Source organism: Bradyrhizobium sp. (genome assembly GCF_035701725.1).
In the GTDB taxonomy this organism is placed as follows: Bacteria; Pseudomonadota; Alphaproteobacteria; order Rhizobiales; family Xanthobacteraceae; genus Bradyrhizobium.
In genome coordinates this window covers 1-15,824 of record NZ_DASSRP010000347.1, presented here as the reverse complement: position 1 = coordinate 15,824, position 15,824 = coordinate 1, and the positions used below count along the sequence as shown (strand labels likewise).

Genomic DNA, 15,824 nt, shown 5'->3' with positions numbered 1-15,824 from the left:
CAGCGTGAAGGCTTCGCCGACCAGCACCGGCTGATCCGGGCCGAGCGGATGCACATCCTGGATCATCTGGATGCGGAAGCCGCGCTTGAACAGCGCGGTCGCCACCGTTGCGGTGGAGACGGTCTTGAGCTTGTTGCGGGTCGCGTCGGAAAGTTTTGACATCGGCTTATTCCCTATCTGTGCTCATTCCGGGATGCGCCGTCGCGGCAAAAAATAGCGAAGCTATTTTGCGCGGAAGGCGCAAGCCCGGAATCCATTTCTCCCAGCATTCGTGCGGCACCATGGATTCTCTGATGTGCAATTGCACATCAGAGTTCGAGGCTTCGCTTCGCCCCGGAATGACGGGGGCTAAAAAATCGAGGGCTCGCCGACCGACTTGCCAAAGCTTGTTTCAAGAAAGTCGAAGTCGCAGCCTTCGTTGGCCTGCTTGATGTGACGCGTGAACATCCAGCCATAGCCGCGCTCGAAGCGCGTCTCCGGCTGCTTCCACGCGGCGCGGCGTTTTTCCAGTTCGGCCTTGGGCACATCGAGATTGATGGTGCGCGCGGCGACGTCCAGCGTGATCTTGTCGCCGGTCTTCACCAGCGCGAGCGGCCCGCCGATGTAGGATTCCGGCGCGACGTGCAGGATGCAGGCGCCATAGCTGGTGCCGCTCATCCGCGCGTCCGACAGCCGCACCATATCGCGCACGCCCTGCTTCACCAGCTTGGTCGGGATCGGCAGCATGCCCCATTCCGGCATGCCCGGACCGCCTTGGGGACCGGCATTGCGCAAAATCAAGACGTGGTCCGCGGTGACGTCGAGATCGGGGTCGTCGACGGCTTTCTTCATGGATGGGTAGTCGTCAAACACCAGCGCGGTGCCGGTGTGCTTGAGGAAGCGCGGATCGCAGGCCGATGGCTTGATCACGCAGCCATCGGGCGCAAGATTGCCCTTGAGCACGGCGAGCGCGCCCTCCGCATAGATCGGATTGTCGACGGTTCGGATGACATCGTCGTTGTAGACTTCCGCGCGCGCGATGTTTTCGCCGAGCGTCTGGCCGGTGACCGTCACCGCATCGAGGTGCAGATGCGGCTTGATCCGGCTCATCAGGCCCGGCAGGCCGCCGGCGTAGTAGAAATCCTCCATCAGATATTTGTCGCCGGAGGGCCGCACGTTGGCGATCACCGGCACCTTGCGGCTCGCCTTCTCGAAATCGTCAAGGCCGATATCCTGACCGGCGCGGCGTGCCTGCGCGATCAAATGGATGATCGCATTGGTGGAGCATCCCATTGCCATCGCGACCGTGATGGCATTCTCGAAGGCTTCTCGCGTCTGAATCTTCTTCGGCGTCAGATCTTCCCAGACCATCTCGACGCTGCGCCGACCGCATTGCGACGCCATGCGGATGTGGCCTGCATCCGCCGCAGGTATCGAAGACGCACCGGGCAGCGTCATGCCGATCGATTCCGCAATCGCCGTCATGGTCGAGGCGGTGCCCATGGTCATGCAGGTGCCGTAACTGCGGGCGATGCCGGCCTCGACGTCAACCCAATCGCGCTCGGAAATCTTGCCGGCGCGACGTTCATCCCAGAATTTCCAGGCGTCCGATCCGGAGCCCAGGGTCTTTCCTTTCCAGTTGCCGCGCAGCATCGGCCCCGCCGGCAGATAAATCGCCGGGATGTTCATGCTTGTGGCGCCGAGCAGGAGCGCGGGCGTGGTCTTGTCGCAGCCGCCCATCAGCACCACACCATCAACAGGGTGCCCGCGCAGCAGCTCCTCGGCATCCATCGCCAACAGATTGCGATAGAGCATGGTTGTCGGCTTGAGAAAGGACTCCGACAGCGACAGCGCCGGCAATTCCATGGGAAAGCCGCCGGCCATCAGGATGCCGCGCTTGACGTCTTCCACCCGGCTCTTGAAATGCATGTGGCAGGGCTGCGCATCCGACCAGGTATTGAGGATCGCGATGACCGGGCGGCCCTTCCATTCCTCCGGCGCGTAGCCCATCTGCATGGCGCGCGAGCGATGACCAAAGGACCTGAGATCATCAGGCGCGAACCAGCGCGCGCTGCGCAGCGTATCCGGATCTTTCTTGTTGTCGGCCATGGTGACACCCGTTCGATCTTTCGACCATTCCATGTCACAAGCCGTCTATGGCGAGCAAGGGCCGCTTGCGACGCTCCGGCGTTTTCGCTGCGCCGCCATGCCGAATAGGTGGCCGCGCCACGGGCGACGGCGCGACCGCGCCGCGCATGTCAGTGCATGCGGGAGGCCGTCATCACGATCCGGACCAGGTCGGCCGCGTTTTTCGCGCCGAGCTTCTTCATGATGTTGGCACGATGGTCTTCGATGGTTCGCGGGCTGATGCCGAGATGCCGTCCCGCCTCCTTGTTGGAAGCGCCTGACGTGAACTGTTCGAGCACCTCGCGCTCGCGCCGGGTCAACGGCTCGCGCCCGGGGAAGTGCAGCGAGCCGATGTTGGAGCCGGAGCGATCGGCGCGGCGGCGCGCATAAGCTTCGATCGCCTCGTCCAGCCGCGCCACAATCTCGTTGCCGCGGAATGGCTTCTCGATGAAATCGAGCGCGCCGTTCTTGATCGCGCTGACCGCCATGGCGATGTCGCCCTGTCCGGAGATGATGAAGATCGGCGCCGGGTAGTCTTCGCCGTGCAATTCCTTGAGGATGTCGAGGCCGGATTGGCCGGGGATATGGACATCCAGCAGAATGCAGGCCGGGGTACGATTTCGTGCGACCGAAAGCAGCGCGGCGCCATCGGCAAAGCAGATGACCTCGTAACCACCCGCCGACAACACGATCGAGAGGGTTTCGCGTACGGCGGGGTCGTCGTCGACGACAAAGATCTCACCGCGAGAGGACGGCTTTTCGTTCATGTGACATCGTCCCTTGAACTGCAAAAAACGACGTGGGTAAAACGGCTTGCACAGCAAATACCGCAAATCATTTCTCACCCGTATTTTTACGGGACGAATGGTTAACGCACAAGTAGCAGCTTGAACCGGTCAAACGCGAATAGACCGGTTTTTGATCGGATCGCGTTCCTGCATGCGGATTTTGCGCCGCACCCCGCAAAACAATTTTTGGAAACGGGAAAATGACGGCCCCGGCCGACTTGGGCCGCCGCCGGCGGTTCAGAAGTTCGATAAGTTTGAAGTTCGAGACCTGGAGATTGGAGACTTGGAGATTGGAGACCTGGAGATTGGAGGCTTGGAAATTCGGGATGTTTGGCGGCGCAACGCGCGATGTTTCGGAACCGAAGACTAGTGCGCGGCAGCGCCCGCTTTCTTCTTGCGAGACTTGGCTTTGAGAAACTGGATGTCCATTTCGCTGCCGTTGACGCGGACCAGTTCGCAGCGGCGATAGGCAAGCCCGGTCGAGGACAAGAGCAGGAAGAACTCCTTCAGATTAAGACCCTGGATGGAGCCCTCGACCGTCAACACGGCGTCGTTGTCGGAAATGGCGTTGAGCAGGCAGTCGCGTCGCCAGGTGCCGTCGATTCCCATGATGCAAACATCATAGCCCCGCCCGAACGTCACGCGATCCGGTGTCTTTTTGTCTTCGCTCATCGTGTCTCAACTACGGACGAGAACCTGAACAGTAGCGGTAGCATTCCGCAAAAATCGCACGTCTCGGCCATTGCAACCGTTAGTGGGGCAGCGACAACTTCGCGTTAATTTCCTCGACCGGGCAAATACGGTGGGAACTCACCGGCGCCAGCCGATTGGCGCACAGGGTTAAGTTTCGATTAAACCCGGCGCTTCGGGAATTAATGGCAAAAACCGTCGCGTTTTGAGCGACATGTTGCGGCCCCCGCAGCCGAACGCCGAGTTCCCTGAAATGTGAAGCAGTAGTTCCCCGGGACGCGTCGGCGCCTTACCGGTTTTTTTACGACTTAATTTACGACGCCCTGCTTTGATCGCTCGGAAAGCACTTCGCCGGCGACGGACCGGCGTGGGCTGTTCGGCACCCACCACACCCAACTTGCAATGATTCAGAGCCGCCTCAAGGAATTCTTGCAAATACTGACGCCACCGACGCGCAGCAATCTGCTGGATGAGCTCGAGCGGCTGGAACTTTGCGGCGAGGAGATTCCCGGCGCCGGCGAAGTCATGGAGTCGTTGCGCGCCGAGTTTCGCGGCAACGGCCAGACCCAGAAGCGCAACAGCATGCCGGCGCGCTATTTCTTCGGCCCGATCGAGCCTCTGCTGGTGGAAGGCGCGGCGCAGCACCCCACGACCGGCGCAATCCAACGCGCTTCGCTGTCGGCGATCTGGGAGTGGATCACCCGCGACCTGTTGCCAACCATGGCGCGGGATTACGTGAAGAACATCACCGATCTGCTCGGCATGGACAAGCAGCGCGAAGCCCGCCAGGCGGCGGCGACATTCCAGGGCAAAGTCGTCAAGAGCATGGAGAACATCCTTGCCTCGCCCGAAAGCGGCGACCAGATCAGGAGCAGGCTTTCGGCCTATACGGCGTCACCGACGGCGTTCGACGACCTCACCAAGATGCTCAGCGCGCTGCGGGCCCGCGACGAAATCGCCAAGCTGAACGAAGCGCTGCCGGCCAAGTTCGCCCGCTTCGAAGACGCCGATGTCGCCAAGATCACGCCGCTGCTCGACGCTTTCGCGAAAACCCATCGCGAACAGGTCCCGTTTGCGCTGATGCTGGTGGCCAAGCGACTGAAGACGCCTTGGCATCTGCTCCGGCTCGCCACCAAGACGGCCGCGAGCAAGAATGCAGCCGACGTCGCTGCCTCACCCTACGCGGCGGCCGTCTCGATGGTGCTGGACCGGTTGCAGGACCGGCGCGCCCTGCTGCGCATCGCGCTCAAGAAGGAGCGAATTCTGGTCGCCAAGGAAATCCTGATCGACATCTACGACACCGAGTTCGCGTTGCGGGTTCGGATCGATCAACTCGCAGATTCCGATTGGGGGAAGCGGCTGGACGCGCTGATGGCCTCGATCACCGAACTGGTGGAAAGCGAGATAAGACGCTTTCCGGATAATGTCGGCCACGTGCTCGGGTCGCGCAGCCTGCGCCGTCACGACACCCTGATGGGCCGCGTCACCTATTGGGCCTGGAAAGGACGCGACGTCGCCACAAGCGGCGTCGCGCTTTGCAAGGACATGCTCGGCGGCGCCGAAAAATCCCGCGCCTGAGCGCGCGTACCGCGATTGCCGCTTTGCAGCAATCGGCGCCATGCGACCATCCTTGATCGCCGGAAGATCTTTCAGCCCGAAAGTCTAGCCATAAGCGACGGAACCCTTCCGCCTATCCGAACGTTCCCGACGGACAATCGCCCGCTGACGACCCACTCGTGGGGCATGCGGAGCCGCCACGGGCCAGCGGAGTGGATTTGGCGCTCGCCGCAGAGAGCCGCGTTCGCGAGGCGAATGCCAGATCCTGAACTCCACTCGAAACCCAGATTTGCTGGTGGCCGCTGAATTCCGGCATTCGCAAAGACCCGCTCTGAGAAACGCGAATACGAGAATTAAGCCGCCAGTGGAGGCAAGCCCATGGCAGCAGCACTCGACACCAACGTTATCCCTCTCGGCCCCTCGCTCAGCCCCGACGAGCATCAGACCCAGCTTCGCCGCGCGGTGATCGCATCGACGATCGGCACCGCGATCGAGTGGTACGATTTCTTTCTCTACTCGACCGTCACCGGGCTGGTGTTCGCAAAACTGTTTTTCCCGCATTCGGACCCGTGGGTCGGCACGCTGGAAGCGTTCGCCATCTATGCGGTCGGCTTTGTCGCCCGGCCCGTGGGAGGTGCGATCTTCGGCCACTATGGCGACCGCATCGGCCGCAAGTCGACCCTGATCGCAACGCTGCTACTGATGGGCCTTGCAACGTTCGCGGTGGCGCTGGTCCCGACCTATGCCAGCATCGGCATCTGGGGCGCGGTGCTGCTGACCGTGCTGCGGTTCATCCAGGGTGTCGGCGTCGGCGGCGAATGGGGCGGCTCGGTGCTGATGTCGATGGAATGGGCGCGCAACGATCATTCCCGCGGGCTCGTCGCGTCATGGCCGCAGTTCGGCGTGCCCTGCGGATTGTTCTTGGCGAACCTTGCCGTTCTCGCCTTCAGCCAGATGTCGGGCGATCAGTTCCTGTCCTGGGGCTGGCGGGTTCCGTTTGCGCTCAGCATCTTGCTGGTCGGCCTCGGCCTCTATATCCGGCTCGGAATTCTGGAGACGCCGATCTTCGCCAGGCTGCTCGCCGAGCGCAAGATCGACCGCACCCCGATGCTGACCGTCATCAAGGAACATCCGAAGGAGATCCTGCTGTCGGCCTTTGCGCGCATGGCCGAGCAGGCGCCGTTCTACATCTTCACGGCTTTCATCTTTTCCTATGGCATCGGCACGCTGCACGTCTCACGCGACTTCCTGCTGACGGCCGTACTCGCCGCCTCGGTGCTGTCGTTCGTGTCGATCCCGGTGTTCGGCCATATCTCGGACCGCATCGGCCGCAAGAACATGTACATGATCGGCGCGGCGGCAACCGGCATCTTCGGCTTCATCTATTTTGCCATGGTCAACACCGGCTCGGAGCCGGTCATCTTTGCCGCGATCGTGCTGTCGCTGATCCCTCACGATATGCTGTACGGCCCGCAGGCCGCGCTGATCGCCGAAAGCTTCACCGGACGCTTGCGCTATAGCGGCGCCTCGCTCGGCTATCAGCTGGCCTCGATCATCGCCGGCGGACCGGCGCCTTTGATCGCGGCCTGGCTGTTCGGCACCTATCACACCGCGACCGCCATTGCGATTTACATCGCGGCCTGCGCGGTGATTTCGCTGATCGCGACCGCGCTGATGACCGACTACACCGGCAAGGACATTTCCGCCGAATATCAGACGCGATGACATAGCGAGCGAGTGGCGAATAGCGAATGGGCAATGGCAAATGGAAGCCTTCATTGGCACTCGCCGTTCGCTGCTCCCTATTCGCCGCTCACTCTTGGCCTATCGGCGGCGACGGCCGCACCGGCCAGCACAAGAAAGCTGTGAAGTTCATCCGCCATCGGTATTCAGGGTTCGTTAACGGGTATCAAGGTAGCTGGTAGCCTTCGAACCAAGCTGACTGGTCACTTTTTAGACTAAAGACGTTGAATTAAGTCGGTCAGTCGCATATTTGTCATGCTTGCGGGAGGATTTGTCATCCCTCGCAGAGGGTAAATCCCTCGGGAGAGACGTCCATGGCCAGACCCAGCCTGCGCGAGAAGCTCGCCAGCAGCGCGGTAGACACGCTGCATACGCTCGGATTCAAGGGATGTTCGATCCAGGACATCACCGAGGCCGCCGGGGTGCCCAAGGGCTCGTTCTTCAACCACTTCGAAAACAAGGAAGATCTCGCGATCGACGCGCTGCGTCGCTATCTCGAGGGCTCGCGGCCGGACATGCTGTTCGACGAGAGCGTCCCGCCGCTGCAGCGGCTGAAGAACCATTTCACCTTTCTGTCCGAGCGCCTGATCACCAATGGTTTTGAGCGTGGCTGCATGCTGGGCCTGTTCTCGGCCGAGATGGCCCGCGAATATCCGCGGATGCGTCAGGAACTGCGCGAGGTTTTCGATCGCTGGTGCGACGGTGTCGAACAGCTATTGCGCGAGGCGCAGGCCAAGGGCGAGGTCGATCCACGCCATGACCCGGGCCAACTGGCCCGTTTCCTGGTCAATTCCTGGGAGGGTGCCACCATCCGCCTCCGGATCACCCAGGACCGCCAGCCGATCGACGACTTCCTGAACGTCGCCTTCAAGGCGCTGTTAAAGTGAACGTGATCTTAATCCGTTTGACATTTTAAGCTGACTGGTCATATTGCACACATTGCGTGTCTGTAATGGAGTTCGGTTTTAATCCGCCCCGAAGTCAATATGACCGGTCACCTTCGATTCGGAATTGCGGTATTAAAATACTTACCACCAGCGGATGACGCGTCTAACCGAGAGAGAAGCATCATGACCCGCATCGTTTTCGCCTCTGCTGCCCTGATCGCGATTTCCGCCAGCCTGGTTGCCCCGGCAGCCGCACAGGGCGTCCCCGCTGGTCTGCTCCGTCTGGATCCGCCCGCCCCGGCTCTGAACGCCCAGGCCAGCCTGGATCAGCCGAAGGTCCGCAACACCTACGCTCACGTTCGCAAGCATCACGTCGCCCAGTAAACGCGACGAAACCTCTAGCGAACTTACGGAACCCTCCTCGTGCGGTGGCGCCCCTCTGCCATCGCACGCTTTTTTGTCCGCGGCGTTACGCGCGATCGAGCTGCGGGGATTGAGACGCGCAGCGTCATTTTCTGCAGCCCTCGAACCACTGGCGCTATCGGGGCTTTGACCGGCTCTAGGCGACGTTAGCCGCGGCGCCGTCGCCCGGCGTCACGTCGCCCGCGCGGCATACGGCGTTGCGACCGAAGTCCTTGGCGCGATACAGCGCCTGGTCCGCCGCCGCGATCAGGCGATCGGCTTCGATGTCCGAGCAGTTCAGCGACGCGACACCCGAGCTGATGGTCACGACCCCGTTCGAATTGCCGGCATGGCGGATATTGAGGCCAAAGATCGCCTCTCGGATGCGTTCGGCGGTGACGGCCGCGCCGGCTTCATCGGTGTCCGGCAGAAGCACGGCAAATTCCTCGCCGCCGTAGCGGGCGGCAAGATCGCCCGGCCGAAGCAGCGCCGCGCCGATCGCAGCTCCCACGCAACGCAGGCAGTCGTCACCGGCCAGGTGTCCGTAAAGGTCGTTGAAGCGCTGGAAGTGATCGACGTCGATCATGATCAGGCCAAGCGCGGTCTTGTCACGCCGCGAACGCAGGTGCTCTCTGGCAAGCGCTTCATCGAACGCGCGGCGGTTGGCGAGCCCGGTGAGACTATCCTGTCCGGCAAGCGCACGGAGGCGGCGATTGGCTTCCGCCAATTCGTCCTCGATCGCCTTGCGCACGGAAATGTCGCGCAGCGCGCCGATGATTCCCGTCACGGCGCCGCCATCCGGATCTCTGAGCGCGCGCAACTGCGCTTCCACCCAGATCCATCGGCCGTTTTGGTGGCGGATCCGGTTGATGATCGAATGACGGTCGGCCTTGCCGCTCAGCAGCGTCTGGAATATCAGCGCGAGCCGCGGTGCATCCTCGGGATGAACCATGTCGATCGGCTTGATGGCGAGCATTTCCTCCGGCTCGTAGCCCAGGATTTCGCGGCAGGCCGGCGAGATGTAGCGGCGCACCAGGTCGGTATCGAGCCGGAACACCATGTCGGTGGAGTTATCGGCCAGCAGGCGATACCGCGCCTCGCTTTCCTTCAGCTCCTGTTCCGACTTCATACGCTGTTCGATGTCGCGGATGATCAGCTGCCGCTGGCCTTCATCTCCGGCGATCTCGACGGCGCGAGCGGTCGTCTCGACCCAGATGTAGCTGCCGTCCTTGCGTCGTATCCGGTACGTGTACGTCCGCGGATGTTGATCCGGGCGTTCGGACTTGTTGGCGAGCATCAGATGGACCGTCGAGACGTCTTCCGGATGCACGGTGTCCAGGGAATTGATAAGAAGCATCTCCTCAGGGGTATATCCCAACAGATTTTCGCAGGCCGGCGAGACGTAACTGCGCGTGCCGTCTTGCGCTACCGTCATGATGAGGTCGGTCGCGTTGTCGGCAAGCAGGCGGTAGCGGCTCTCGCTTTCCTGCAATTTCTGCTCGGCGCGCATGCGTGCATCGACGTTGCGCACGATACACATCCTCAGATCCGTCTGGCCTGCGCCCGCCAGCGGCTTGCAGGTGGTTTCGACCCAGATGTAGCCGCCGGCCTTGAGGCGCATGCGGTAGGTTACGGTGCACTCGCTCGTCATGTTGGCGAGCACCTCGAGAACCCGCGCGACGTCGTCCGGATGCGTGGTGTCGGCGGTGCGCGAGGCCTGCATTTCTTCCGGCGTGTAGCCGGTCATCGCAAAACACGAAGGCGAAACGTAGCGCCGGCCGCCGTCGCGATCGAGCAAGGCGATGATGTCGGTTGAATTGTCGGCGAACATCCGGTAGCGCGCTTCGCTCTCGGCCACCTGGCGCTCCGCTTCCTTCATCGCGGTAATGTCAGTGACAGCGGCGATCGAGATTGGCTCTCCGCCCGCCGGATCGCGGTGCAGGACGGCGGACAAGAGGACGTCGATCGCGCGGCCGTCCTTGCAGAGTATCTGGTACTCGGCATTGTCGCAGCGGCCGGCGCGGAGAAACTCCGGCAGCAGGTTTTTGACGACATGCTCGCGCGTGGCGGGAGCAACAAATTCAGTCAAATGACGGCCGAGCACTTCCTCGCGCGCATAACCGAGCTTGGCGAGCCAGTTGTCGCTGACCGAGACAAGCCGGCCCTTCGCATCGATCGAGTGCAGCATCGCCGGCGTCATGGCCATGCGACGCAGTACCTCGCGGCGAACGCGCGCTTCGAAGTCCTCACCGTTATCAGTGGCAGTCGGCGGCAGCATGGTCGGTCGGCTCATGGGTTCCCGGAACGAGCAATACGCGTTGCCTAGAGGATATTGGCTTCCCCTTACGCTTGGTGAATGGCTCATCCGGCGCGCCGGAACAGGGTTAGCCCGATATGAAAGCCGTCCCCGAGCGGAAACGGGCTTGGGCGCCCGGTTCCATGGCGCATCATCCGGCGGGCCTCTTCTCGCGTCGGTATGGTTATCGTCTCGTTTTCGCCTCACAACGACGCCGGCAGGTTTCTATGCCGCGAGGCGCGCGCGGATCGCGCGCAAACCTGCGTTGCTTGGTTCCCGCCCCATTCGCAGTTACCCCTGCCGCGCGGAACTGCTGGCGAATAGACGAAGGGAACGATGCTAGGCGCTGCGCGTAGCACCAACGTCCAAACCATGCGCAGAGGTTTATCGTCGTGGACGCATCAACCACGCAGCGCGGCCGCGCCGAGGAGAAACCGCGGCGGCCGGCCACGCCGCCGGAACAGCCCGCGCGCCCGGAGCATCCGCAAACGGGAGAGCAAAAATCCGGCGAGCCGAGCGGAAGTTCGGCAAACAAGCCCAAAGCATCCTTGCGCGCGCAGTTGCGTGAGCACTGGATGCTGTCGGTTGCGGGCGCGGGCGTGCTGCTCATCGCCGCCATCGGCGGGCTGCTCTATTGGCTGAGCGTTCGCGACTATGAGTGGACCGACGACGCCTTCATCGCCGCGCGCAGTTTCTCGATCGCGCCCAAGGTCTCCGGTTACGTCACGGACGTTCCCGTCACCGACAACCAGCATGTCGGTACGGGCGAGCTGATCGCCAGGATCGACCAGCGGGATTACAGGATCGCTGTCGACCAGGCCAAGGCACAGGTCGCGATCGCGCAGGCCAATATCGACAACATTCAGGCGCAGATCGACAGCCAGCAGGAGCAGATCAAGCAGGCGCAGGCCCAGCTCGATCAGGCCGAAGCCCAGCTGAAATTCGCGCAGCAGGAAGAGGCGCGGGCGAAGGATCTGGTCGACAAGGGCGCCGGTACCGTTCAGCGCGAGCAGCAGACGCGCTCTGATCTGCAATCGCAGCAGGCCAACGAGGCGCGCGCCCGGGCCGGGTTAATCGCGGCACAGCTCGGCATCAAAACCCTGAAGGCGCAGCTCGAGAGCGCGCAAGGTTCGCTGCAACAGGCGCAGGCCCAGCAAGGCCAGGCCGAACTCAACCTTCAATATACCGATGTCGTCGCGGCGCAGCCCGGCCGCGTGGTGAAATTGTCGGGCGCTGTTGGAACCTTCGCCGCCGCCGGTCAAAGCCTGGCGATGTTTGTGCCCGACGAGATCTGGGTGGTTGCGAACTACAAGGAGACGCAGCTCGTTGATATGCGGCCCGGACAGCGGGTCGAATTCGCGGTCGACGCCTATCCCGACCGCAAGCTCGTCGGCCATGTCGAGTCGGTGCAGCCGGGCTCGGGCACAGCGTTCAGCCTGCTGCCGGCGGAAAACGCCACCGGCAACTTCGTCAAGGTGGTGCAGCGTGTTCCGGTGAAGATCGTTGCCGATCAATGGCCCGTCGATCTGCCGATCGGGCCCGGCATGTCGGTGATACCCTGGACCAAGGTTCGATGAGCGACGCCGCACAGGCCGGCAGCGGCGGATGGTCTCCCGAGCGCTCGGCGGCCGGCGGTCACAATCCCTATCTCATCGCCTTCGTGGTCTCGATTGCGACCTTCATGGAGGTGCTCGACACCACGATCGCCAATGTGGCGCTGCGCTATATCGCTGGCGGCCTTGCGGTCGGCATCGACGAAAGCACCTACGTCATCACCAGCTATCTCGTCGCCAATGCCATCGTGCTGTCGATCTCGGGATGGCTGTCGACGGTCATCGGCCGCAAGCGCTTCTACATGATCTGCGTGGGGACTTTCGCCTTGGCCTCGCTGCTGTGCGGCCTGGCCTGGAATCTCGAGGCGCTGGTGGTGTTCCGGGTGCTGCAAGGAATCGGCGGCGGCGGCATGGCCACCAGCGAGCAGGCAATCCTCGCCGATTCCTTTCCGCCGGCCAAGCGCGGCCAGGCCTTCGCGATCTACGGCATCGCCGTGGTGGTGGCACCCGTGATCGGGCCGACGCTCGGCGGATGGATCAGCGACAACTACTCCTGGCACTGGATCTTCCTGATCAACGTCCCGATGGGGATGCTCTCGCTGTTCCTGGTCGGAGCGCTGGTCAACGAACCTTCGGGCGCCGAGGAGGACCGCCGCAAGCTGCTAGCGAAGGGGCTGCGCTTCGACTACATGGGATTTGTCTTTGTGGCCGTCGGCCTCGGGTCGCTCGAATTCGTACTCGACGAAGGCCAGCGCAACGACTGGTTCGGATCGACCATGATCCTGAGCTTCGCGATCGCGTCGGCCTTCTGCCTGATTGCGCTCGTGATCTGGGAACTGCGGCGCGAGGATCCGATCATCGAAATCCGCCTGCTCGGCCAGCGGCAGTTCGGCGCGTGTTTTCTCGCCATGCTCGGCACCGGCGCGATCGTGATCGCGACCACGCAAATCCTGCCGCAGCTGTTGCAGACCGAGCTGGACTACACCGCTTATCTCGCCGGTCTCGTGCTATCGCCCGGGGGCCTCGTCACCATGGCGATGATGCCGATCACGGGCAGACTGATCGGATCGGTGCAGCCGAGATACCTGATCGCGGCGGGCGCTTCGATTGCGGCTCTCTCGATGTGGCACCTCACCGGCATCACCGGCGATATCTCCTACGGCTACGCGGCGATGTCGCGCATCTATCTCGCGATCGGTCTGCCGCTGCTGTTTCTGCCGGTGACGACCGCGTCCTATGACGGCATTCCGCCCGACAAGACCAACCAGTCTTCGGCGTTGATCAACGTGGCGCGCAATCTCGGGGGCTCGATGGGCGTGGCGCTGGCGCAAACCGTCCTGGCACAGCGACAGCAATTTCACCAGAGCCGGCTGATCGAACACATCGCGCCGTCCGACATCGGCTATCAGCAGACCATCGAGAAGATGACGCGGTTCTTCCAGGCGCAGGGTTCGAACGCGTCCGACGCGGCAGGTCAGGCGGTCGCCTGGGTCGGCCAGACCCTTCAGCACCAGATCGACCTGCTCGCCTATATCGACGTATTCTGGACGCTGGCGATGATTGGCACCGTCATGGTTCCGATCGCGCTTTCGCTGCGAACGATCGACCTGAACGCGCCCGCGCGCGGCCACTAAACCGGGCGCAGGCTTCTTGCTTTTGCGGATTTCACCGCAGGAACTGTTGCCCAAGATCTGAGCTGGAACAGCGCCTGATCATCCAAGTTGCTCGCCGCTTCGTGATTGCATCTTACGCCAGTTAAACCTGCTCAAGGCGTTGGTACAGTGGACGGCGTGCAAGGGGCCTTGGTCACAGGACGCCGTATGAAGGAGAGAACAATGCGAACCAAAATTCTTACGATGATCGGCGCAGTGTCGCTGGTTTCATTGACGGCGCCGATGGCTGTCGCCGCGGAACACCATATGCGCGCGCATCGCGCCCCGATTGCAGCGCAGGAGCAGTTCCGCGACAGCAACGCGTACTATGCGGGCCCGGACGAGTTTTATGCCGCGCCGGACAGCTATGCTTATGCTGTGCGGCCCTACCGCTGGATGGAGGAGCAGGATGAAGCTGCGATGACGTCCGGCATCGCGGGACACTAATAGCTCGCGCCAGAGACGGTAGAATTTAGAGAAGGGTTCCGGCGCGATGGCCGGGACCCTTCTCGCGTTTCGAATTGTCGCTGGTGAATGATTCCAAGGAACGTTGAGCTGAAGACGCCAGCCGGGACAATCAGGGCGACGGGGAATTGTGCATACCCTCGGGGCCAACACGCGATCGCGTTTATGGCCAACGTCCATAGGATTGGAGCGACCGAGGAGGCCCCTGAAGGCGGCCTCCCAAGTCCTCGAAACCTGACCAGCCATCATATGATATTGCGATACGGGAACTTCAGCACTGATCCAGATCAATTCGATCGGCCGCATGGACGACGTCGAAGTGTTGCACGCGACGGCCCGCATACCCCGTCCGGTGTAGCGGCCGACCGTTCGCCCGTTGAGGGACGAGACGATGAATCACCCGGGCGAAACACGCCGCCGGAATGAGGCATGCCGAGACTTTTGCGTTGTCATTCCGGAAGCCGCGCAGCGGCTATCCGGAATCCATTTCGCAAGCCTTCGCAGCGGTGAGTTGGATTCCGGGCTCGATGCTTCGCATCGCCCCGGAATGACCGATAGACAGGTAAATTCGGACCAAGCCACGCACGCTCGGTGCGAACGGCCTGCCACCCGAAGCGCGTCAGCGCGAAGGGTGGCGGAGAGGGGGGGACTGCCGCAAGACGACGGAGAAACAAGCAAAATCAATGGCTTAAAGCTAACCCGAGCGGACCGTGTGTACCAGTCTTGTGCCCCGAAGTCGAGCTTTGCGGGGCACTTCATTGAGCAAAAGTCCACGTCTTCTTTGCCGCCGCAAGCCGGCATCTACTCGGTCAGCGCGCACTTCACCAACGGGCCAAATCCAGACTCTTGCGTCGCAGCAAACAGCCAGACTATTCGATCACCTCGTCTGCGACAGACAGCAGGGTCGGCGGAAATTCAATTCCGAGAGTTTTTGCTGTCCCTCGATTGAGCACCAGCTCAAATTTGGTCTGCTGGTAGAAGGGAAGGTCCGCCGGTTTTGTCCCCCTCAATACCTGATCGGTCATATCCGCGAGGCGACGCATGTTGTCCGCGACATCAACACCATAGGCGAGCAGACCACCGACATCTGCGAACTCTCGGAACGGATAGATGGCAGGCAGACGATGTTTGGCAGCGAGATCGACGATTAACTGACGATAAGCAAGATGCTCGCCGGCATCGGCCACAAGCAAACCATCGACCCGATCCTTTGCCATTGCATCGAACACCCGTTCGTACGTTCCGATTTCAGCATTGCCACCCAACGATATGGCGGCGAGGTGAATGCCAGCTTGCTGAGCGGATTTTTGTACTCCCGCCCCAGCTTCAACCGACCACTTGGTTATAGAGCCAGCGAAATAACGAGCATTCGTCAAGTGGTTCGCGACCGCTTCATTCAGGAATTGCAGTCGTTTGCCCCACACGTCGAGACCCGTGTCAACGCTGATACCTGTGATATTTCCGCTGGGCCTCGCTAGGTTCGTCACCAACCCACCGACGACAGGATCGGCAGAGATCGCCAAAATTGGAATGGAAGTAGTCAGGGGCGTCAACTGCAGCGCAATTGGACCACTCACAGCGACAATTAGGTCGGGCTTACTCGCGACAATCGACTGAGCCACGTCTCCGTAGCGGTCTACCTGACCCATGCCGGAATAACGCTCTACGATCAGATTTTGCCCTTC

12 protein-coding genes and 1 pseudogene are annotated in these 15,824 nt (G+C 61.8%); 7 read left to right on the top strand and 6 right to left on the bottom strand.

What is annotated here, in order from left to right; genetic code table 11:
• From VFL62_RS20825 to VFL62_RS20810, 4 genes and pseudogenes are all read right to left on the bottom strand, one after another.
• A pseudogene (locus VFL62_RS20825) lies at positions 1-162 on the bottom strand (ribonuclease activity regulator RraA); the annotation flags it as partial.
• Positions 163-348: 186 nt separating this feature from the next.
• Entirely contained in the window at positions 349-2,121 is a 1,773-nt protein-coding gene (gene araD / locus VFL62_RS20820) for an L-arabinonate dehydratase (RefSeq protein ID WP_414644796.1), read from the bottom strand.
• A 116-nt stretch (positions 2,122-2,237) separates the two neighbouring features.
• Positions 2,238-2,873, bottom strand: coding sequence for a response regulator transcription factor (locus VFL62_RS20815; protein ID WP_325174271.1), 636 nt, complete (start codon positions 2,871-2,873; stop codon positions 2,238-2,240).
• 387 nt (positions 2,874-3,260) lie between these two features.
• Positions 3,261-3,566: a PilZ domain-containing protein gene (locus VFL62_RS20810; RefSeq protein WP_325174270.1), complete on the bottom strand. Its 306-nt coding sequence runs from the start codon at positions 3,564-3,566 to the stop codon at positions 3,261-3,263.
• Positions 3,567-3,986: 420 nt separating this feature from the next.
• Here VFL62_RS20810 and VFL62_RS20805 point away from each other — a divergent pair, with 420 nt between their 5' ends.
• The 4 genes from VFL62_RS20805 (at position 3,987) to VFL62_RS20790 (ending at position 8,155) form a co-directional block, all read left to right on the top strand.
• Positions 3,987-5,162, top strand: a complete 1,176-nt coding sequence (locus VFL62_RS20805) for a hypothetical protein (protein WP_325174269.1) — start codon at positions 3,987-3,989, stop codon at positions 5,160-5,162.
• A gap of 357 nt (positions 5,163-5,519) precedes the next feature.
• Positions 5,520-6,866 carry an MFS transporter gene (locus VFL62_RS20800; protein WP_325174268.1) on the top strand — a complete coding sequence of 449 codons (1,347 nt, stop codon included), beginning with the start codon at positions 5,520-5,522 and terminating at the stop codon, positions 6,864-6,866.
• A gap of 332 nt (positions 6,867-7,198) precedes the next feature.
• Positions 7,199-7,771, top strand: coding sequence for a TetR/AcrR family transcriptional regulator (locus VFL62_RS20795; RefSeq protein WP_325174267.1), 573 nt, complete (start codon positions 7,199-7,201; stop codon positions 7,769-7,771).
• Between the two features lie 183 nt (positions 7,772-7,954).
• A complete protein-coding gene (locus tag VFL62_RS20790; protein WP_325174266.1) occupies positions 7,955-8,155 on the top strand; it encodes a hypothetical protein in 201 nt (66 codons plus the stop codon).
• 175 nt (positions 8,156-8,330) lie between these two features.
• Here the strand turns inward: VFL62_RS20790 and VFL62_RS20785 are convergent, their stop codons facing one another.
• On the bottom strand, positions 8,331-10,466 hold the full coding sequence (locus tag VFL62_RS20785; RefSeq protein WP_325174265.1) for a PAS domain S-box protein: 2,136 nt from the start codon (positions 10,464-10,466) through the stop codon (positions 8,331-8,333).
• A gap of 578 nt (positions 10,467-11,044) precedes the next feature.
• Here VFL62_RS20785 and VFL62_RS20780 point away from each other — a divergent pair.
• The 3 genes from VFL62_RS20780 (at position 11,045) to VFL62_RS20770 (ending at position 14,121) form a co-directional block, all read left to right on the top strand.
• Positions 11,045-12,046, top strand: a complete 1,002-nt coding sequence (locus tag VFL62_RS20780; RefSeq protein ID WP_414644797.1) for an HlyD family secretion protein — start codon at positions 11,045-11,047, stop codon at positions 12,044-12,046.
• Positions 12,043-13,656: a DHA2 family efflux MFS transporter permease subunit gene (locus VFL62_RS20775; RefSeq protein WP_325174263.1), complete on the top strand. Its 1,614-nt coding sequence runs from the start codon at positions 12,043-12,045 to the stop codon at positions 13,654-13,656. The genes VFL62_RS20780 and VFL62_RS20775 overlap by 4 nt, the downstream gene beginning before the upstream one ends.
• Positions 13,657-13,857: 201 nt before the next feature.
• Positions 13,858-14,121 (top strand): hypothetical protein, encoded by a 264-nt coding sequence (locus VFL62_RS20770; RefSeq protein ID WP_325174262.1) that lies wholly within the window; start codon positions 13,858-13,860, stop codon positions 14,119-14,121.
• An 887-nt stretch (positions 14,122-15,008) separates the two neighbouring features.
• Here VFL62_RS20770 and VFL62_RS20765 read toward each other — a convergent pair.
• Positions 15,009-15,824: ABC transporter substrate-binding protein (locus tag VFL62_RS20765; RefSeq protein WP_325174261.1), on the bottom strand; the 816-nt coding region annotated here is incomplete at its 5' end.